Here is a 20,492-nt window from a genome sequence, read left to right on the forward strand (position 1 = left end):
CGCCTGTCTGCGCATCGAATTCAACCTCTCATAGGCGGGCCGTCTCGCGCGGCGTTGCGCTCGAAGTTTCCAAGTCCCGCAAGCACGCCGTACACAGGGCTGCGCTTCTGCATGAGTTCGGGGGCACCGCTGCGCTCGCCCGCGACGTGTTCCCCGCTCGGCGGGCTGACAGGTATTCCTTGCGAAGTTCGGAAAATGGACGGCGGCGACATGTGACGATCGGCATCCGTTACAGGAGAGATCGCACCACGTATAGCGGTTGAGCGCCGCTGCGATCACGCCGGGCGCGAAGTGGCGATCGGTACGCCGAAGCGGTCGCTGTGTGATCCTAACGAGCCGCCACCATCAACACGAAAAGCGCGTTATTGAGGGCATGGAACGCTATTGGCATCGCCAATCCTTTCGTTTTCCTCGCGAGCCACCCTGCAATCAAGCCAAACGCAGCAAGGTAGACGAAGTGCTGGCCGTCGTGGTGCAAGCCCGCAAACAGGAGCGCTTGCAGGATATTGGCCCAGCCGAAGCTCAGGTGGCGTGAAAGCCCGCCCAGCAGGCAGCCGCGAAAGACCAGTTCCTCCATGATGGGCACCCAGACCGACATGATCGCCAGCGCAAGCGGTATGCCGCCGAGCGACTGCGCGCCATGGACGAGCGCAACCGACCAGGTGGCGTCGGACCAGACAGGCGGCATGGCAGCGCGGTGCCGCAACCACTGATAGGCGGCCACCCCGAGCAGCGCCGCCGGAAGCAGAAACCACCGCTTGTTCCACTGGCCGCTGCCGGTCCATTCACGCCACGAAAGCAGCCTGCCGACCGGAATGAGCGCGATGGAGCAAAACAACAGCGTCCACAGATGCGACACCGCGACGCGCTTCGGCCACCCCATGCGGCCAACACCGCTTCCCGAAGGCGATATCGATGTGTGGCCTCCGAAACGGAGCATCGCCACCGCGTAGAGCGCGAGCAACAAGATCGCAAGCGCGAGCCATGCATGCCGCAATCCGATGCGCTCGAACAGCGGCACGCAGGGCTTACCGATGCGTTGCCGAACGGTGCCGCGATAGTGGACCGGAAAAACCAGCAGCGCCGGAGCCGCGACAAAGGCGAACAGACAGCCGGCAAGCGCCCACGCGAGCGGAATGAGATCCGCGCGCGCGGCAAGTGACGGATCGAGCCGAAGCAGACGGGCGTACGCCGAAACGAGGTGGCCTGCATCTTTCGTTGCCGCGTACTGATCGCTGATGACGTCGGCGGCGGCTTTCGCGTCGGCGGCAGCGAAGGCCACGTCGAGGCGGAATTGCCGGTCCTGAGGTGTGCCGATCTTGCGTGACGCCTTGTCGGCGCTCAGCAGAGCGTCCGCGCCGGCGGCGTCTCCGGTACGCTCCAGGGCACGCGCCGCCGTATAGGAATCGATCTTCAACCCGGCGCGCTGCGCGCGATGCAATTCATCGATTGCGGCATTTCCGGGAAGAATCTCCGTCGCCGTGCGGATCCGCGATGTTTCCGCCCACGCGAACTTCGGCAACGGCGCCGCTTCGAGCAACCGGGTCGCCGCGGCGGGGTCGCCCTTCTTGACGAGATAGCGCATGGCGGGAACGAGTTGCACGCTGGCGGGATCCAGCTGCGTGGCGAGAACGGCCTCCTGGCCCGCGCGTTCGTCGTTCTTCACGTAGGCGTAGGCGCGTGCAAGCGCGGCATGCAAACGTGCCTGCTGCGATGAAGACCAGTTCCGGGCGCGCGGCACGAGCGGCTCACCGAACGCAATCGCCGGCTCGCCGAACTTGTGTTCGAGCAGGAACAACTCGACTTCCACATCCGACGCATGCTGTCTTTCGAGGGTTTCCCGGCAGGCATCGAAGTCTTTTCCCGCCGCGTCGGCCCAGGTCAATTCTTCCGACATGCCGAAATGCTCACTGAATTGGCATGCCGACAATGCCAGCGCGGCATCGGCCGGGTGTTCAAGCATCGCTCGCCGATACGATGCCAGCGTGTGGTCGTATGCGGCCTTCTCGCTGTTCTCCACGACGCGGGCTGCCTCGCTCGACGCGCGGAGTTCGTCGACCCGCATATCCGTACCTTCCGAAGCGGCGGCGCTGCCAATCGATAACGCAGCGAAAGCGCAAAGCGCCATGAATCTGGATGTTGTTTTACGCATGATCGACGAACCCTATGCGATGAACCCTATGAGCCATCTGCCATTAACGGCATCCGGCAGGCAATCTTGAGCGGGGAAATCTCGCACGGCGTTATCGACTCCGCGCCCTGAAAAACGATGCGAATCGGATTGCAGGGCAGCAGCGAAGCTCATCCGGCGATTGATAATCAAATCACATCAATCGTTCCGAAAATCGCACTTATCGTTTTTCCGGCTTCGGGCGAACATTGCCCAAAACACAAACACCCAGACCCCCGCGCATTTTCCGGATTTCAGGAGACACCTCGATGCACCCCTCGTCTAGCCTTCCGACTGGACATCCGAAGGCCGCCACGGTCTTTCGCGTCACGGCCGGCAATTTCCTCGAGCAGTTCGACTTCTTCCTGTTCGGCTTCTACGCCACGCAGATCTCCAAAGTCTTCTTTCCCGCCGAGAGCGAGTTCGCCTCGTTGATGATGACGTTCGCCGTCTTCGGCGCCGGCTTCCTGATGCGCCCGCTAGGCGCAATCGTGCTGGGCGCCTACATTGACGAAGCCGGCCGCCGCAAGGGCCTCATCGTCACGCTCTCCATCATGGCGAGCGGCACCATCCTCATCGCGTTCATCCCCGGTTACGCCACGATCGGACTTCTCGCGCCGGCGCTCGTACTGCTCGGTCGGCTGCTGCAGGGCTTTTCGGCAGGTGCCGAGCTGGGTGGCGTGTCGGTCTATCTGGCCGAAATGGCCACGCCTGGCCGCAAGGGCTTCTTCACGAGCTGGCAGTCCGCGAGCCAGCAGGTCGCGATCGTCATCGCAGCGGGCCTCGGCTTCGCGCTCAATCAATGGCTGAGCGTCGCGGCTATCGCCGCGTGGGGCTGGCGCGTACCGTTTTTCGTCGGCTGCATGATCGTGCCGTTCATCTTCATGCTGCGCCGCAATCTGGCAGAAACGCAGGAATTCAAGATGCGCCAGCATCGCCCCGGCATGAAGGAAGTGTTCGGCACGTTGCTGCAAAACTGGGGCGTCGTGATCGCCGGCATGTTGCTGGTGGCGATGACCACCACGAGCTTCTACCTCATCACGGTCTATGCGCCCACCTTCGGCAAGACAGTGCTGCACCTGAGCACCGCAGACAGCCTGCTCGTCACGCTGTGTGTCGGCGTGTCGAACTTCGTGTGGTTGCCGGTGGGCGGTGCGCTCTCCGACAAGATCGGCCGCCGGCCGCTCCTCGTCGGCATGACGGTGCTGACCATCGCCACGGCTTATCCGGCGCTCTCGCTGCTCGCTCACGCGCCGTCGTTCGTCAACATGCTGCTCGTGCTCCTCTGGCTCTCGTTCATGTACGGCATCTACAACGGCGCGATGGTCGTGGCGCTCACGGAAGTGATGCCGGTCCAGGTGCGCGTTGCCGGCTTCTCGCTGGCCTACAGCCTCGCGACAGCCGTGTTCGGCGGCTTCACGCCGGCCATCTCGACGGCGCTCATCCACATGACCGGCGACAAGGCTGCCCCTGGCTACTGGATGAGCCTCGCCGCGGCGTGCGCCCTCTGCGCAACGTTCGCGCTCTATCGCCGCCGCGCGGCGACGCTGACGCCGGCACACTAATGCCGACGCACTGATGCCCAGACCGTCCGTATCCTCGCGAACCACACACACGACACCCCCCACCTCAACCATGAAAAATCTGCTTCTGAAACTCGGCACGGCCGCGCTCGTTGCCACCTCCGCAGCGGCGGCGAACGTGCAGGCCGCCGACCTGCACGTCATGAGTTCGGGCGGCTTCACCGCCGCCTACAAGGTGCTCGGCCCACGCTTCGCCGCCCAGACGGGCGACACGCTGGAAACCGCGCTCGGCCCGTCGATGGGCAAATCGCCCGAAGCGATTCCGAACAGGCTCGCGCGTGGCGAGCCCGCTGACGCCGTCATCATGGTCGGCTACGCGCTCGACGATCTGATCAAGCAAGGCAAAGTCATTCCCGGATCGCGGGTCGAGCTGGCCGATTCGCGCATCGGCATGGTCGTGCGCGAGGGCGCGGCGAAACCCGACATCAGCTCGCCCGAAGCGCTCAAGCAAACGCTGCTGCATGCGAAGTCGATTGCCTACTCGGACAGCGCGAGCGGCGTCTATATCGAGCGGGAGCTGTTCAAGAAACTCGGTATCGAGGACGAAGTGAAATCGAAGGCAAAGATGATTCCGCGAATTCCCGTGGCGTCGGTGGTCGCGAACGGAGATGATGAAATCGGCTTCCAGCAGGTGAGCGAGTTGCTGCCCGTGCAGGGCGCGACCTTCGTCGGCAAGATTCCGGAGTCTCTGCAGTCGGTCACGCGCTTCGCCGCGGGCATCCCCGTCGGGGCGCAACATCCGAAGGAAGCGAAGGCGCTGCTCGACTATCTCGCCTCACCCGGCGTGCAGCCCGAAGTGAAAGCGACCGGTCTCGATTCCGTTTCCGCACATTGAGACAAGACCGCGGGAAGGCTTGCGTCAGCCGGCTTTTCCGTCACGCCGGGCGGGGGTTGCGGCGGGGGTTGCGGCGGGGGTTGCGGCGGGGGTTGCGGCCGGGGTTACAGCCTGGGTCACAGCCTCATCACCGGCATCATCGCCGCCGCCCGAGCCGCCCGGCGCGGCCCCGCTGAGCCTCTGCTCAAGCCGCGTACGATCGCACGCGCCTTCCCACAACGACACGAAGATCACCGCGCAGGCATTGCTGATCACGCTCGTCAGGGCGCGCGCTTCGGACATGAAGCGATCGATGCCCACGAGAAGCGCTACCCCGGCAACGGGCAGATCGGGAATCACCGCGAGCGTAGCGACGAGCGCAATCAACCCGCTGCCGGACACGCCCGCTGCGCCCTTGGACGTGAGCAGCATGACGGCGAGCATCGTCGCGATCTGCGTCGCCGAAAGCGGCACGTCGCACGCCTGCGCAATGAACAACGAGGCGAGCGTCAGATAGATCGCGGTGCCGTCCAGGTTGAACGAGTAGCCCGCGGGCAGCACGAGCCCCACAACGCCCTTGTCGCAGCCCAGCGACTCCAGCTTGACGATCAGGCGCGGCAATACCGGCTCCGTAGACGACGTCGCGAGAACGATGAGCAACTCCTCGCGCAGGTAGCGCAGGAGCCGCCAGAGCGAGAAACCGTGCAGTCGCGCGAGCGACGCCAGCACCAGCGCCACGAAGAGCCCGCATGCCACGTAGAACGACACCATCAGCATGGCGAGCGAGCCGACCGAGCCAATGCCGAAGCGGCCCACCGTGAACGCCATCGCCCCGAACGCGCCCAGCGGCGCGAGCCGCATGATCATCGCGAGAATGCGAAACACGATCTCGGCGATGCCGTCGATCAGCGCCAGCACGGGCCGACCGGCCTGCGGATGTGCGTTCAGCGCGAAGCCGAACAGCACCGAGAGCAGCAACACAGGCAGCACGTCACCCTTCGCGAAGGCGGCGAACATCGTGTCCGGGATCACGCTCAGCGCGAAGTCCACGAGCCCGTGCGCCTGCGCATGCTTCGTATAGGGCGCGAGGATGCTCGAATCCAGACGATGCACATCGATGTGCATGTCGGCACCAGGCCGCAGCACGAATGCGGTGACGAGCCCCAACAGGAGCGCTGCCGCAGTCAGGAGATAGAAGAGCGCCAGCGCCCGCACGATCGTGCGTCCGATCGCCTTGCCGTTGGCCAGCGACGCGATGCCCGAAACGATCGTGCAAAAGACGACCGGCGCGATCATCATCCGCACGAGGCCAACGAATGCATCGCTGAGCGGCTTGAACATCGCGCCCGCAGTCGGCCAGAAATGGCCGACGGTCACGCCAAGCACCATGGCCACGAGGACCTGCACGTACAACGAACCCGGCGGTCTTGCCCACCTCACGATGCTGTCTTCCTTCCAGTCTTTTCTATCGTCGTCGCGTTCATGCAGCGCTGCGGGCCATGCCGCCGCGCTTCGCTTCGATGATCGCCCGGTGAAATTCCTCTGCGGCCGGCGTGAGCGGCCGTCCGCGCCGCTTCACGATGCCCACGCGCCGTTTCACTGCCGGTTCGACGAGCGGCACGCTCGTGAGAACAGGGTGATCCTGTCCGGGCATGGCCATCGACGGCACCGCAGCCACGCCGAGCCCCGCTTCCACCAACCCGAGCATCGTGGTGACGTGCCGCGTCTCGCACACGCTCGGCGCACGCGGCGCCACGGCCGAAAGCGCCTGGTCGAGCAACAGGCGGTTGCCTGAAGTCTTGTCCACCGACACGTACTCGTGCTCGTAAAGCTCGTTCCACGTGACGCGCTTCTTGCGCGCGAGGGGATGGTCGCGGCGACAGGCCACGACAAAGCGCTCCTGCAGCAACAGCTTGAACTCGATGTCGGACTCCTGGCTGCCCATGAAACTCACGCCGAAGTCGGCCTCGCCGCTGATAACAGCGCCCAGCACTTCGTTCGCGCTCGAATCCAGCAGCTTGACCCTGATGCGTGGAAAGCGGCGATGATAGTTCGCGATGACGTTCGGCAGGAAATAGTAGGCCACCGAAGGCACGCACGCGATGGTCACGTGGCCCAGGCGGCTCGACGAAACATCGCGGATGCCGAGCAGCGCGACGTCGAGATCGTCGAGCAGCTGTTCGGCGCTGCGGGCAAATACGCGGCCCACGGTGGTGAGCGTGACGCTGCGCGTGGTGCGCTCGATGAGACGCACGCCGAGCGCTTCTTCGAGTTTGTCGATCCGACGGCTCAAGGCCGGCTGGGAAATGCTGACCGCCTCGGCGGCCTTGCGGAAGCTTCCCAACTCCACCACGGCGCGAAACGCCTGCAAGTCCGTCAAATCAAAGTTAATCGCCACGGGGCCAGTCTCCGCATCCTGGATCCCGGGTATTTTGCCCGATTGAGCCGGACGCACCGCGCCGAGGGGTCTTTCGTCTGCGCGCAGTGCTGAACCCGTCGATGGCTTGCGTCGATGTGTCTGTCTCGTCGCGATCAGCCGGGTGGGTCCGCCATGGCGCACTGGCCGTCGGCTGCCGGATTCGCGCCGTCAGGCGCGGCGTCCGGCACCCGCCCAAACAGCGCCGCCCTGCCGCACGGCGATGCGTACATGCGGGTGCTGCTATGTCCAACGCCTGGCACCTCGAGAACGCGCTGGCCGAGATGCCCGCCGCTTTGGGTGCGCAGCCAGGCGACGTAGTCGAGCCCGCGTGCAAAGCGCGTAGGGCCCTGTGCCTCGGCGGCGCATGAACGGTCCAGTTCCTTGTGGTTCGGATCGATGTCTGCCGTACCGAGGAGATACACGATGTCCTGCGCCAAGTAATGCGCTTCGACGGCGGACACGGAGACGGGTTGCTGGACATAGGGCGGCAGACCGCCATCGAGCCCATATTCCCAGCGGTTCAGGCGCGGGCACGACGCGGCTGACGTAGCAACGGGCCGCGCCTCGCCGAAATACAGATACGACGACGGATTGGCCACCACGTAGCGGATCGCGATGCCTTGCGCGAGCAGCGGCGCCTGCCCGCGGCCCACTGCCGCATAGCGCTGCACGTACTGTCCGCCGGCCGAGTGCCCGGCGAGCACGACCTGTTCGAGCGACGGAAAGAGCCGCCGGTCGGCAAGGCGCGCGAAGATGGTGTCGACCACGCTGAACGAACTGATGGGCGCGGGCCCGTGGGCGTCGTAGCCCGTCTTCCAGCCGTCCCGGCCCCAGCGCAGCATGTCGCCGGGCAGGTGATGCGCCTCGATGTCCGCGGCGATGAGGAACTGCGGCGTGATGATGACCGTGTGCTGCGCAGCCGGCCCCGCCTCGACCGCCGCCCGCTCCGCCGACGTCAGGTCTCGCCGCGGCCAGCCGTGAATGACCACAACAGCACGCGTCACGTCGGGCTGCGGCACCGACCAGTCGCGCGTCACGTGAATCGGGACAACGCCCCGGCCCGCCGGCGTCGCGACCTCGAGCCGGCCGTCCTGCACGACCGGCACTGGCGTGAGCACCAGCGGATCGGTCCTCGGCTGCGCGGGCGCGGCCGCTTCGACAGACGCCGCCTGCCCGGCGCATCCCGACGCAACCTGCAGCAAGAGTCCGAGGGCGGCAGCAGCCAGCACGCGTGAGCAGGGGGTGGAGCGCATGTTCGTCCTTTCCGTTATCCGGGCATGAATTCCTTTAACGCACGCGGCGGGCGAATCCGTCGCGGGCCGCCGTAACTTCCTCTGGCCCCCTGCTCGCGGTCAAGCCCGGTCTATCGGCGCAGTCACCCGATCTCGAACTGCCGGTTGCGGTACCGCCGATCCGCTGGGGCGCTCCTCTTCCTGTCGTTTCTCGATATGCGTCAAGTGGCGCCTGGAAGCCCTGCGGACAAAGACATTCCGCGCGATTCGCTGTTTCAGCGAATGCTCCATTGCGCTGCTTGCCCGCCTTTGAGTTACGGAGCCTTTCTTCAGGAAATGCGTCGCAAAAAAACGCACGTGCGTGCGACCTTTCGGTCGTTTGCCTGGAGCAAACCCTGAAGCAAACGATTTGCGCGCGCATTGCGATTTAGGAAATGCGCGACGGCGACGAAATAGCAAGACAAGAGATCGTTCAATGCGAACCACAGGAGGACACGCGTATGAACTTCAAGGAAATGACGGTGCGAGCCAAACTCACCGTGACCTTCGGCCTGCTGGCGTCCCTCGTTCTTCTCGTTTCGGGGATCGCGCTGCGTGCGCTTGGCGACGCGAACGAACGGTTTTCGGACTACGTGAGCGGAATCAGCGCCCGCGCGGAACTGGCCGAACAGGTTCGCACCGCAGTGGATCGGCGCGCGATTGCCGCGCGCAACCTCGTGCTCGTGACCAAACCCAGCGACATCGAAATCGAAAAGGCGGCCGTCACGCAAGCCCACGAAGATGTGCAGGCGCGGCTTCGCCAGTTGAAGGAAGCGGTGGCGAACAGCGCGAGCGCAACTCAGCAGGCGCGCGAACTCGTGGCCGGCATCGACCGCGTCGAAACGCAGTACGGCCCTGTCGCGCTTGCCATCGTCGACGCCGCCCTGCACAACCAGCACGATCATTCCATCGCGATGATGAACGACCAGTGCCGCCCGCTGCTTGCCGAACTCATCAAGGCAACGAACGCCTATAGCCATTACACGCGTAGCCGCGCGCAGCAGATGATGCAGGAGTCCGCCGAACACTATGCGAGCCAGCGTGTCCTGCTGATCGGCATCTGTCTCGCCGCCCTTGCGGCTGCTGTGGTCGCGGCGCTGCTCATCACGCGCGGCCTCACGCGCTCGCTTGGCGCAGAGCCGTCCACGCTCAGCGACATCACGCGCCGCGTGGCCGCAGGCGATCTGAGCACGGTTGCCGGCGCCCAAAGTGCGCCGAAGGGCAGCGTGCTCGCCTCGATGAGCGAGATGCAGGCAAGCCTCGTGCGGCTGATCGCCCTGGTTCGCACTGCCGCCGACGGCATCGCCACAGGCTCCAGCGAAATTGCTTCGGGCAACCAGGATTTGTCATCGCGTACGGAACAGCAGGCGTCTTCGCTGCAGGAAACGGCTTCGAGCATGGAAGAACTCACCTCCACCGTGCGTCAGAACGCAGAGAACGCGCAGCAGGCGAGCACACTGGCCGGCAATGCGTCCGAGGTCGCGCACAAAGGCAGCACCGTGGTGGGCCAGGTCGTGGAGACCATGACCGACATCAGCCACAGCTCGTCGAAGATTGCGGAGATCACCGGCATCATCGAAGGCATCGCGTTCCAGACCAACATCCTCGCACTCAACGCCGCCGTGGAAGCGGCGCGCGCCGGCGAGCAGGGCCGCGGCTTCGCCGTGGTGGCCAGCGAAGTGCGCAGCCTTGCGCAACGCTCCTCGAGCGCGGCGAAGGAAATCAAGGATCTGATTGCCGCCTCCGTGCAGAAAATCCAGGAAGGGTCCCGTCTTGCCGACGACGCGGGCAGCACCATGGTCGAAGTCACCCAGGCCGTGGCGCGCGTGACCGACATCATGGGCGAGATCGCGGCGGCCTCCACCGAACAGAGTCGCGGCATCGAGCAGGTCAACGTCGCGATCACGCAGATGGACGAAGTCACGCAGCAGAACGCGGCGCTCGTGGAAGAAGCAGCGGCGGCTTCGAGGTCGCTTGAAGACCAGGGGCATCAGTTGACCGAGGCCGTGTCGTTCTTCCGTCTGGGTTCGAACGAGGAAGCCCGGTATGGCCGGCTCGCGGTGGCCCCGGCCGCGCCAGCCGCAACGGCCGCAACGGCACGCAAGCCGGCAGCAAAGCGCAGTGCGGCTGACCGGCCTGCGGTTTCGAGCCGCACGCCGGTGGCGGCGCCCGCGTCCGCTCCCGCCCTTGCGAGCGCGAATGCCGCTCGCGACTGGGAAACCTTTTGACGCTCGCATGCCGCTTCATCACGGGAGAATGCAATGAACGCAGTCATGGAGTCCGCGCGGCTCGCGGGCGCCGGGCGTATTGGGTGAGGCTGCGCAAGCTCACGCTTTCGGCTCTCCACGTTGCGTTGCGCGGCCCGCTTCGACAGGCGCGCAACGATCAGGTATCGCGGGCAGCCCCGTCTGCCCGCGAGCCATACGGGTTCCAGTGAGAACACCTGGCATGCCGCGGCGATGCGGCAATCTCGGGCCCAGGTCCAATTCTGTTGATGTCCATCCCGCCTGGTTCCGCCAACGGGCGAGCAGTGACAAGGCGAGTTGCAGACGCCTTCGGCACGCCGCCAGGGATTACCCCACCTATAACCGCACGGAATAGCCCACGCCAATCCCGGTCTTTGACAGTCGAATTTGACGGTCCTACCGTAGGGCCACCCATAACGATGCGTTCTAAACAACGCATTTCGACTCAAGAACGGACTACATGAACAGTCGACTCTTCCCCTTGCTTCTCGGCATGCTGGCTGCGGCGGGTGCCGTGTATCCGTTCGCCGCTCACGCGCAGGCCGATTCGCGCCCGGTGATTCGTGCGGCCTCCGGCGCCGAGGACATCGCGACGCTCGACCCTGACCGCGCCACGTCGACGAACGACGTCACCGTCGTTGCCGAGATATTCAATGGCCTCGCGCGTTTCGCCCCCGGCAGCGCGGATCCGAAATCGCTCGAAGCGGATCTTGCCGAAAGCTGGCAAGCCTCGAGCGACAGCAAGGTCTGGACGTTTCATCTGCGTCACGGCGTCCAGTTCCAGGGCGGCTGGGGCGAGTTGACCTCCGCAGATGTCGTCTACTCGCTCAAGCGCGCCGCAGACCCCAAGCGTTCGAGCTTCGCCGCGAGCTTTGCCGAAATCGACGGCGTCGAAGCCGTTGACCCCTATACCGTGCGCGTCACGTTGAAGTACCCGGACGCCAATTTTCCCGGGCGCGTGTCGAACTATCACGGCGGTTATATCGTCAGCATGAAAGCAGCCGAAAAATACGGCAGTCAATTCGGCAATCATCCGGTCGGCACCGGCCCGTTCGCATTTGGCGAGCACGTCACGCAGCAGTACGTGAAACTGGTCGCGAACGACCAGTACTTCCGCGGCAAGCCGAAGCTCGCGGGCATCACCTGGCGGATGATTCCCTCAGACAGCGATCGCGAGCTGGCCTTCGCTTCCGGCGAACTCGACGTCATTTACGGCAAGCGCGAGCAGCGCTGGGTAGAACGCGAGCGCAAGCGCAACGGGGCGCACGTCGACATCTTCCAGCCGGCGGAATTCCGCACGCTGTTCATCAACCGCACCATCAAGCCGCTCGACAACCTCAAGGTGCGTGAAGCGATTGCCGAGTCGATCAACATCGACGAGATCATGCATTACGTGGGCGCCGACGTAGCCGTCAAGGGATGCTCGGCCGTTCCGCCGGGCTACCTCGGAGAAGACTGCTCGAGCGGCGGCTACGCGTACAACGTCGAGAACGCGCGCAAGTTGCTGGCGCAGGCCGGCTATCCGAACGGAGTCACGATCAAATCGATCGTGTCGAACATCTCGGCGCAGCGGCCCATCATGGAAATCATCCAGGCACAGCTGGCCAAAGCCGGAATCAAGCTGGACATGCAGATCGTCGATCACTCGACTTACCAGGCGCAAAGCCGGAAAGATCTGAGCGCGCTCGTCTTCTACGGCGCGGCGCGTTATCCGGATGCCGATATCTGGCTAAGCGAGTTCTACGATTCGGCTGCCTCGGTGAATACGCCGACAGCGATGTCCAACTTCTCGCATTGTTCGGTGGCCGACGCCGATATCCGCGCGGCGCGCGTCGAGCCGGATCTCAACAGAAAGCTCGCGTCTTGGAAAAGCGCGCAGCAGAAGATTCACGACGACGTGTGCTCCGTGCCGCTCTTCGGTCTGCTCCAGGTCTGGGTGCACAGCGACAAGGTGCAGTATGGCTACGACCTGAAAGGCTCGCTGAACCTCGCCCCGCTCATTACCGAAAAGACCACGCTGGCTGCTCACTGAAACCGGTAATGCGTCGAACTGTTTCATTCATCGCGTACGCTCATGAAACCAGTTAGTGATCCAGAATATAAACGCGATGCGCAATCCAGCGATGCCATCGTGGTGGGCGCGGGCGTAGTCGGAACCGCCATTGCTTACGGCCTCGCCCGGCAGGGTTGGCGGGTGCTCGTGCTCGACGGCGCAGATGGCGACTTGCGCGCGGCCAAAGCGAATTTCGGTCTCGTATGGGTGCAGGGAAAGGGCTTCGGTCAGCCGGCCTATCAACAGCTTTCGCGTCGGAGCGCCGCATTGTGGGCCACCTTCGCGCAGGAATTGACGGCGGACAGCGGCATCGAAATCGACTACCGGGCGAATGGCGGCATTCACTTCTGCGTCGGTCAGACGCAATGGGAACAGCGGGCCGAGAAGCTCGCGCGCTGGCACGAGCAACTGCCAGGGCAAGCAAGCTGTACGGAGATGCTCGATCGCGCGCAGCTGCAGCGCCTGTTCCCAAAGGCGCAATTCGGGCCGGAAGTGAGCGGCGCAAGTTATGGACGCATGGACGGCCACGTCAATCCGCTGCGTTTGCTCGCCGCTTTACAGCGCGGGCTGCAAGTACACGGTGGCACATTGCGGACCAACAGTCCGGTCTCGCGCATTGCGCCGCTCGCCGGTGGCGGCTTCTCGGTTCATGTCGGCGCACAGCGTTTCGAAGCGCCTCGGGTCGTCGTCGCTGCGGGTCTGGGTTCGTCGGCGCTCGGTCCCATGGTCGGGCTGGACGTTCCGTTGCGGCCGCAGCGCGGTCAGCTGCTTGTCACCGAGCGCCTGGCGCCCATCCTGCCGCTGCCCGCGAGCGGCCTGCGGCAGACGGCGGAAGGGACCGTGATGATCGGCGTCACGCAGGAAAACGTCGGCTATGACCTGAGTACGACGACGACTGCCGCAGCCCGCATGAGCCGCCAGGCCGGCCGGATATTGCCCGCGCTCCGGCAGGCGCAACTGGTGCGGCACTGGTCGTGTCTGCGCGTGATGACGCCGGATGGTTGCCCGGTTTATGCCGAGTCTGCCCACTACCCTGGCGCCTGGGTCGCGCTGTGCCACTCCGGCATCACGCTCGCCGCATTTCATGCCGGACCGCTTGCCGCCGCGGTGGCGCAAGCACGGATTCCAGACGAACTACAGATCTTTCACCATGGACGTTTCAATGTTCCGCAAACTGCATGACCCCGGGGAGCAGGCCCCCGTCATGACCTTGACGGTCGATGGACAGACGGTCAGCGCAGAGCCGGGCGAAAGCGTGGCCGCCGTATTGTTGCGGCTCGCTTCTCCGATCTCGCGCACAACGCCGGTGAACGGCAGCCCGCGCACGCCGTATTGCATGATGGGCGTATGTTTCGAGTGCCTCGCGAACGTGGACGGCGTGGCTTCGGTTCAGACCTGCCTCGTCCAGGTACGCGACGGCATGCGCGTGGAGCGCCAGCACGGTCGGCGGGTACTCGCCGCGACCGTGCGCGACGATGCGGTGGCCGGCGCTGTCGCCTCTCCCGGCGCGACGGCGCAAGGAGCGCCGCGATGAGCCGCTCAGTCGACCTGTTGATTGTGGGAGCCGGGCCAGCAGGCATGAGCGCCGCGCTGCGCGCGCGCAGCCTGGATCTCAGCGTGATCGTCGTCGACGAACAGCAGGCGCCGGGCGGCCAGATCTGGCGCGCGGTCGAAGCACGGGCCGGCACCCGGACCGGCGACCTGCTGGGTGACGAATACGCCGCGGGTCTGCCGCTTGTCCGCGCATTTCGCGCGAGCGGTGCGCTCTACGAGCCGGGCACGCAGGTCTGGCAGATCGAACCCGGCTGGCAAGTCTTCATGAGCCGTGGCCAGCAGGCGGAGTGCGTGCACGCGGCCAACGTGTTGCTGGCCACGGGCGCGCAGGAACGCCCCGCCCCGTTCCCGGGCTGGACCTTGCCTGGCGTGTTGACGGTTGGGGCCGCGCAGATTCTTCTGAAGACCGCGCGTGAGATTCCACAACCGGCACCGTGGATCGCGGGCAGCGGTCCCCTGGTGTTGCTGTACATGGTGCAACTGCTGCGAGCCGGCGGCCGGATTGCGGGATGGCTCGATACGTCCCCTGCCGGCGGCTGGCGGCGCGCCCTGCCACACATGGCGCAGGCGTTGCCTGCGTGGAAAGACCTGCTCAAAGGCCTCGGCTGGACGCGCGAGTTGCGGCGTGCCGGCTTTCCCATTGTCCGCGGCGTGACGCAGTTACGCGGCGAAGGACAAGAGCGCCTCGCGCACCTCGTCTATCGCACCGCCGACGGACAATCGCGGCGGCTCGACCTGGATCTGCTGCTCGTACACGAAGGGGTGGTGCCTTCCATACACATGACCCAGGCGCTGGGCTGCCAACATGCGTGGCGCGCCGACCAACGATGCCTCGCGCCGGAACTCGACCCGTGGGGACAGACGAGCAAACCAGGGATATTTTCAGCCGGCGACGGCTCCGGCATCGGCGGGGCGCGCGCAGCGTGCACACGTGGCGAACTGGCCGCGCTCGGCATCGCGCTGCGGGCCGGCAAGCTGACCGACGAGGCGGCGCAGCGCATGGCGGCGCCGTTGCGGCGAACCCTGGCTGCACAACTGTCGATGCGAGGCATGCTGGACGCGCTGTATCCGCCGCGTGCGGAACTCTTCGCACCGGACGACGACACGGTCGTGTGCCGTTGCGAGGAACTGACCGCCGGCCAGATCCGTGCGGCGGCCCGCATCGGCCAGCCCGGCCCGAATCAGATCAAGGCCTTCACGCGCGCAGGCATGGGGCCGTGCCAGGGTCGCCAGTGCGGCTATACCGTTGCGCATATCCTGGCCGCGGCACACGGCAAGAGCGTCGAGCAGATCGGTTTCTATCGCATCAGGCCGCCTTTGAAGCCGTTGACGCTCGGAGAACTGGCATCGCTCGACACCGGGAGCGACACGTGACGAGCCAGGCCGTATTCGACGTTGCTGTGATCGGGAGCGGGTTGCACGGCCTGTCGGCGGCGTTGCACCTGGCGCGCGCGGGCAGGCGCGTCGTCGTGCTCGAACGCGCGTGGGTCGGCAGGCATGCCTCGGGGGCGTCGGCTGCGGGCGTGCGCACGCTGAATCGCGACCTGCGCGAACTGGATCTCTCGCTCGAAGCCATGGAGATGTGGCATCGCATCGCATCGCTCGTCGGCGACGATTGCGGCTTTCACGCGCATGGCCAGATTTGCGTCGCGGAAGATGCCGCGAGCTTGTCGAAGCTCGAGGCACACGTCGCCGACCTCAACGCCAGGGGATATACGCACGAGGCGATCATCGATGCCAAAGAACTGCGCCGACGGGTTCCCGTGATCAGCCCGCATTGCGTCGGCGCCTCGATTGCGGCGGACAACGGAGCGGCGGATCCGCATCGCACGCTGGCTGCGTTTCGGCGCAGCGCGCAAGCGGCCGGCGTCGTGATTCGCGAAGGCTGCGGCGTGCGCGGTATTGCGCGGTGCGGGTCGGACTGGGCCATCGACATGGACCACACAGCGGATGGCGCCAACCAGCAAGCCGGCACGCTCGTCGTGCCGGCCGTCGTCAACACGGCGGGCGCGTGGGGCGCGCGCATCGCGGCGATGGTCGGCGACACGATTGCACTCGGCACGAAAGCCTCCATGATGATCGTCTCCGAACGCATTGCCGCCATGATCGAACCGGTCGTTTCGATCATGGGGCGCCCGCTGTCCTTCAAGCAGTCGGATCAGGGTACGCTCGTGATCGGCGGGGGCCTGCAAGGCGTGCCCGATCTGGACCGCGAGACCGCGGAGGTGCGCATGGGTGTTCTGTGCAAAGGCGCCCGCGCGGCAACCGACCTGTTCCCCTGCGTACGCGACGTTCGGATCGTGCGCGTCTGGTCCGGTCTCGAAGCGAGGACAGTGGACATGCTCCCCGTGATCGGGCCTGCGAAGAACGCGCCGGGCGTGTTCCACGCCTTCGGGTATTCGGGCCACGGCTTTCAGCTCGCGCCCGTGGTGGGCGCCGCGCTGGCGGACCTGATCGTCCATGGTTCGACGCGCCGCGCCATCGCGGCGCTCAGTGCTCACCGCTTGATGGTTGTCCCGCCTTCGGAGGTCTGCGCATGATCCGATACACCCTCAAGCGCCTGTTGCTTGCGGTCCCCACCCTGCTCGCCATGCTCACCGCGGTGTTCGTGCTCGTTCGGCTCGTGCCGGGCGACCCGGCCGCCGCCATGCTCGGCGACCAGGCGAGCGCACAGGCGCTGGCAGCCCTGCGCAATCAACTCGGTTTGAACCTGCCGCTGCACACGCAATATCTGCACTTCCTCGCCGACGTGCTGAGCGGCAATCTGGGCCGCTCGCTTGCGAACGGCCACAGCGTGTTGCGCGAAGTAGCGGCCGTGCTGCCATGGACGTTGCAGCTCACCGTCGCCGCGATCGTGATCGGCATCGGGCTCGGCTTGCCGCTCGGAATCTGGGCCGCACTCCGGCGCAATGCCTGGCCCGACTACGTCACGCGTCTGCTTTCGTTGGCCGGCCTGTCGTTTCCGGCGTTCGTCTCGGGCATCCTGATGCTGCTCGCGTTCGCGATCGAACTCGACTGGTTTCCCGTCATCGGCAGTTCGACCTCGGGCAACCCATGGGGCCAATGGCGCGGTCTGGTGTTACCGGCCTTCAACCTCGGGCTGATCATGACGGCCTATGTGACGCGCGTCACCCGCTCCTCGATGCTGAGCGTGCTGGGCGAGGACTACATCCGCACGGCCCGGGCCAAAGGGCTGCGACCGGCCCAATTGATCCTGCGGCACGCCTTGCGCAACGCGCTGATTCCTATCTTGACGGTGGTAGGCCTCTATTTCGGCACGCTGATCGGCAACTCGGTGCTGACCGAAATCGTCTTCAACCGGCCCGGTATCGGAAAACTGATTCTGGGCGCCTTGAATTCGCGCGATTACACGCTGCTGCAAGGCCTGATGATCGTGTTCGCCTGTTGCGTCATCGTCGTCAATCTGGTGACCGACCTCGCCTACGCGTGGGTCGACCCTCGGGTGAAATTCAAATGAGCACTGTGGCCACTTCGTCTCCTCCCGCCACGCCCGCCGCCCGTTCTGGCGGGCTGTGGCGAACGCTGCTAGGCAATCGCATCGCATGGATCGGTCTGATCGTGCTCGCGACAGTCACGCTCGCGGCGGTATTCGCACCCTGGATCGCACCGCACGACCCCATCAGCCAGCACATCGCCTATCGGCTGGACCCGCCTTCGGCGCAGTACTGGCTAGGTACCGACAGCTATGGCCGCGATGTCCTGTCGCGGCTCATCTACGGCGCGCGCATTTCGCTGCTGGTGGGTTTTCTCGCCGTGTTGATCGCGATGGTGGTGGGCCTCGTGCTCGGCATCCTGGCGGGGTATCTCGGCGGCTGGGTCGATCAGCTCGTGATGGGGCTCGTCGATGTGCTGCTTTCGTTTCCCGCGCTGCTGCTGGGCCTCATGGTGGCGGCCATGCTCGGCGCCAACCTGCAGAACCTGATCGTGGCGATCGCCATTACGGAGATTGCGCCCTTCGTGCGCGTAGCGCGCGCACCAACGATCGCGCTCAAGCAGCGCGACTTCATCGAGGCCGGCCGGGCCCTGGGCTACGGGCCGATTCGCCTGATGGCCGTGCATATCCTGCCCAACATGATTTCGGAAGTGATCGTACTGGGATCCATGTGGATGGCCACGGCGATCCGTACCGAAGCCTCGCTCAGCTTCATCGGGCTCGGCGTGCCGCCTCCCATCGCGACATGGGGCGGCATGATCCGCGATGGCTTCGACAACATTCTCGACGCCTGGTGGCTGATCGTCTTTCCCTGTCTCGCCATTCTTGTCACGGTGCTCGCCTTGAACCTGCTGGGCGACGCCCTGCGCGACGTGCTCGACCCCAAACTTCGCGGAGAGAACAGATGACGCAGCCTTCGCCCGTTCTGGAACTTCGCGCGTTGCGCACCGAATTCCGCATCCGCCGGCAATGGCGCGCCGCCGTGCGCGATGTGTCGCTCTGCGTGGCGCGCAACGAAACGGTGGCGCTCGTCGGCGAGTCGGGTAGCGGCAAAAGCGTGACCGCGCTATCCATCCTGCGGCTGTTGCCGACAGCGGCGGCACGTCACGGCGGCGGTCAGATCCTGTTCGAGGGGCGCGACCTTTCAGCGTTGTCCGAGGCGGAGCTTACCCAAGTGCGCGGCAATCAGATCGCCATGATCTTCCAAGACCCCATGACGTCGTTGAACCCGACGATGAAGGTGGGCGATCAGATCGTCGAAGCGATCCGCCAGCATCACGACGTTCCGTATGCCGACGCGCGCCGCCAGGCGCTCGCGGCTTTGCGCGAGGTGGGCATCCCGGGTGCTGAGAATCGCATCGACGACTATCCGCATCAGTTTTCAGGCGGCATGCGTCAACGCGCCATGATCGCGATGGCGCTCGCGTGCAAGCCGGCGCTGCTCGTGGCCGACGAACCCACCACCGCGCTCGACGTCACCATCCAGGCGCAAATCCTGGCGCTGCTGGCGCAGCTCAAGGCCGCGCATGGCATGTCGGTGCTGTTCATCACGCACAACCTGGGCGTCGTTGCGCAAATCGCCGACCGCGTGGCGGTCATGTACGCGGGCGAGATCGTCGAGCTGGCGGATGTCGACGCGCTGTTTGCACGGCCCACGCATCCCTACACGCAGGCCTTGCTGCGCGCGATGCCGCGCGTCGATCTCGACATCGACGCCTTCCAGGGCATTCCGGGGCAGGCACCTACGCTCTCGACGATGCCCTCCGGCTGCGCGTTCGCGGCACGCTGTCCGCACAGGCAGGCTCGGTGCGAACACGAGCATCCCGACTTGCTGCCGGTGCCGGGCGGCGCCCGCGATCATGTCGCGCGCTGCCCGGTGGCGCTGACACCGTTACGAACGAAGGGGGAGACGTCGCTATGAGCGAACTGCTGCGTGTAGACCGTCTGGTCAAGCATTTCGTGAGCGGCGGCGGGCGCTTTGGCGCACCACGCCAGGTCGTGCGGGCCGTGAACGAGGTTTCCTTCACGCTGGAGCGAGGCGGCTCGATGGGGCTCGTGGGCGAATCCGGCTGCGGAAAGTCGACGGTTGCGCGCACGTTGCTGCGCCTCATCGAACCCGACTCCGGCTCCATCGTGTTCGACGGAATCGATCTGAGGCAGGCGAGCGCCGTGCAAATGCGCGCGTTGCGCCAGCGCATCCAGATCGTGTTCCAGGACCCCTACGCGTCGCTCAACCCTCGCCGCACGGTACGCCAGACGCTCGAAGAACCGTTGTACGTTCACCGCCGGGGCAATGCCCGCACGATCGCGGAGAAGGTGGCGAAGACCTTGCTCGACGTCGGGCTGCCGCTCGACGCGCTCGACCGCTATCCGCACGAATTCTCCGGCGGCCAGCGCCAGCGTGTCGGGATCGCGCGTGCACTCGTGCTCGACCCCGAACTCATCATTGCCGACGAGCCCGTGTCGGCCCTCGACGTCTCGGTGCAGGCGCAGATCCTTCAACTGCTTGCGAGCTTGCGCAAAGAGCGTGGGCTGTCGTTCGTTTTCGTCTCGCACGACCTCGGCGTCGTCCGGCAATTCTGCGACACCGTGAGCGTCATGTACCTCGGCCGCATTGTCGAAAGCGGTCCAACCCGCTCGCTGCTCGATACGCCGGCGCATCCGTACAGCGGCGTGCTCAGGGATTCGTCGCCGGTGCCTGACCCGAGGGAACGGCTGCACCTGGCGAAGATCGAGGGTGAAATTCCATCGCCTACCCGGCTGCCTGCCGGCTGCGCTTTCCATCCGCGTTGTCCGCGCGCCAGCGGGCCTTGCATGGAGAAGACCCCGAATCTCGACGCGGTGGCGGCCGGGCGCAGCGCGGCCTGCCATTTTCCGTTGACGGCGCACGAGTGCGCGTAGCGATACTCAACGAATCGGTTCCGCACA

At 65.3% G+C, this 20,492-nt stretch carries 16 protein-coding genes and 1 pseudogene; 13 read left to right on the plus strand and 4 right to left on the minus strand.

The window, feature by feature from the left end; translation table 11 throughout:
• Positions 1 to 328: 328 nt before the first annotated feature.
• The gene (locus PKKP23_RS04355; RefSeq protein WP_161978072.1) at positions 329 to 1,897 is read right to left on the minus strand and encodes a CPBP family intramembrane glutamic endopeptidase; all 1,569 of its coding nucleotides are present in this window, start codon (positions 1,895 to 1,897) and stop codon (positions 329 to 331) included.
• Between PKKP23_RS04355 and PKKP23_RS33725 the strand changes: the two genes are divergently transcribed.
• From PKKP23_RS33725 to PKKP23_RS04365, 3 genes are all read left to right on the plus strand, one after another.
• Positions 1,896 to 2,222: a hypothetical protein gene (locus tag PKKP23_RS33725; RefSeq protein WP_161978073.1), complete on the plus strand. Its 327-nt coding sequence runs from the start codon at positions 1,896 to 1,898 to the stop codon at positions 2,220 to 2,222. The two genes, PKKP23_RS04355 and PKKP23_RS33725, sit on opposite strands and share 2 nt — an antisense overlap.
• Before the next feature lie 217 nt (positions 2,223 to 2,439).
• Positions 2,440 to 3,735 (plus strand): MFS transporter, encoded by a 1,296-nt coding sequence (gene tcuC, locus PKKP23_RS04360; RefSeq protein ID WP_126875939.1) that lies wholly within the window; start codon positions 2,440 to 2,442, stop codon positions 3,733 to 3,735.
• 70 nt (positions 3,736 to 3,805) lie between these two features.
• Positions 3,806 to 4,588: a substrate-binding domain-containing protein gene (locus tag PKKP23_RS04365; protein ID WP_126875940.1), complete on the plus strand. Its 783-nt coding sequence runs from the start codon at positions 3,806 to 3,808 to the stop codon at positions 4,586 to 4,588.
• A gap of 24 nt (positions 4,589 to 4,612) precedes the next feature.
• Here the strand turns inward: PKKP23_RS04365 and dctA are convergent, their stop codons facing one another.
• From dctA to PKKP23_RS04380, 3 genes are all read right to left on the minus strand, one after another.
• Positions 4,613 to 6,007 carry a C4-dicarboxylate transporter DctA gene (dctA, locus tag PKKP23_RS04370; RefSeq protein WP_240658739.1) on the minus strand — a complete coding sequence of 465 codons (1,395 nt, stop codon included), beginning with the start codon at positions 6,005 to 6,007 and terminating at the stop codon, positions 4,613 to 4,615.
• Between the two features lie 40 nt (positions 6,008 to 6,047).
• Complete coding sequence (locus tag PKKP23_RS04375) at positions 6,048 to 6,965, minus strand: LysR family transcriptional regulator (protein ID WP_026121190.1); 918 nt, start codon at positions 6,963 to 6,965, stop codon at positions 6,048 to 6,050.
• A 134-nt stretch (positions 6,966 to 7,099) separates the two neighbouring features.
• Positions 7,100 to 8,239, minus strand: coding sequence for an alpha/beta hydrolase (locus tag PKKP23_RS04380; protein ID WP_126875941.1), 1,140 nt, complete (start codon positions 8,237 to 8,239; stop codon positions 7,100 to 7,102).
• 479 nt (positions 8,240 to 8,718) lie between these two features.
• On the opposite strand from PKKP23_RS04380, the gene PKKP23_RS04385 reads away from it, so the two are divergent.
• The 10 genes and pseudogenes from PKKP23_RS04385 (at position 8,719) to PKKP23_RS04430 (ending at position 20,465) form a co-directional block, all read left to right on the plus strand.
• Positions 8,719 to 10,485, plus strand: a complete 1,767-nt coding sequence (locus tag PKKP23_RS04385; protein ID WP_126875942.1) for a methyl-accepting chemotaxis protein — start codon at positions 8,719 to 8,721, stop codon at positions 10,483 to 10,485.
• 478 nt (positions 10,486 to 10,963) lie between these two features.
• Positions 10,964 to 12,535: an ABC transporter substrate-binding protein gene (locus tag PKKP23_RS04390; RefSeq protein WP_240658741.1), complete on the plus strand. Its 1,572-nt coding sequence runs from the start codon at positions 10,964 to 10,966 to the stop codon at positions 12,533 to 12,535.
• 99 nt (positions 12,536 to 12,634) lie between these two features.
• A complete protein-coding gene (locus PKKP23_RS04395) occupies positions 12,635 to 13,738 on the plus strand; it encodes an NAD(P)/FAD-dependent oxidoreductase (RefSeq protein ID WP_126875943.1) in 1,104 nt (367 codons plus the stop codon).
• A pseudogene (locus tag PKKP23_RS04400) lies at positions 13,719 to 14,006 on the plus strand ((2Fe-2S)-binding protein); the annotation flags it as partial. The gene PKKP23_RS04395 and the pseudogene PKKP23_RS04400, both read left to right, overlap by 20 nt.
• Positions 14,007 to 14,086: 80 nt before the next feature.
• Positions 14,087 to 15,484 carry an FAD/NAD(P)-dependent oxidoreductase gene (locus PKKP23_RS04405; RefSeq protein ID WP_126875945.1) on the plus strand — a complete coding sequence of 466 codons (1,398 nt, stop codon included), beginning with the start codon at positions 14,087 to 14,089 and terminating at the stop codon, positions 15,482 to 15,484.
• Positions 15,481 to 16,650 carry an NAD(P)/FAD-dependent oxidoreductase gene (locus PKKP23_RS04410; protein ID WP_126875946.1) on the plus strand — a complete coding sequence of 390 codons (1,170 nt, stop codon included), beginning with the start codon at positions 15,481 to 15,483 and terminating at the stop codon, positions 16,648 to 16,650. The genes PKKP23_RS04405 and PKKP23_RS04410 overlap by 4 nt, the downstream gene beginning before the upstream one ends.
• The gene (locus tag PKKP23_RS04415; RefSeq protein ID WP_126875947.1) at positions 16,647 to 17,588 is read left to right on the plus strand and encodes an ABC transporter permease; all 942 of its coding nucleotides are present in this window, start codon (positions 16,647 to 16,649) and stop codon (positions 17,586 to 17,588) included. The genes PKKP23_RS04410 and PKKP23_RS04415 overlap by 4 nt, the downstream gene beginning before the upstream one ends.
• Positions 17,585 to 18,472 carry an ABC transporter permease gene (locus tag PKKP23_RS04420; protein WP_126875948.1) on the plus strand — a complete coding sequence of 296 codons (888 nt, stop codon included), beginning with the start codon at positions 17,585 to 17,587 and terminating at the stop codon, positions 18,470 to 18,472. The genes PKKP23_RS04415 and PKKP23_RS04420 overlap by 4 nt, the downstream gene beginning before the upstream one ends.
• The gene (locus PKKP23_RS04425) at positions 18,469 to 19,485 is read left to right on the plus strand and encodes an ABC transporter ATP-binding protein (protein WP_126875949.1); all 1,017 of its coding nucleotides are present in this window, start codon (positions 18,469 to 18,471) and stop codon (positions 19,483 to 19,485) included. Before PKKP23_RS04420 ends, PKKP23_RS04425 begins: the two co-directional genes overlap by 4 nt.
• Positions 19,482 to 20,465, plus strand: a complete 984-nt coding sequence (locus tag PKKP23_RS04430) for an ABC transporter ATP-binding protein (protein WP_126875950.1) — start codon at positions 19,482 to 19,484, stop codon at positions 20,463 to 20,465. The genes PKKP23_RS04425 and PKKP23_RS04430 overlap by 4 nt, the downstream gene beginning before the upstream one ends.
• Positions 20,466 to 20,492 lie beyond the last annotated feature (27 nt).

The organism is Paraburkholderia kururiensis JCM 10599 = LMG 19447, from assembly GCF_003986935.1.
Taxonomy (GTDB): domain Bacteria; phylum Pseudomonadota; class Gammaproteobacteria; order Burkholderiales; family Burkholderiaceae; genus Paraburkholderia; species Paraburkholderia kururiensis.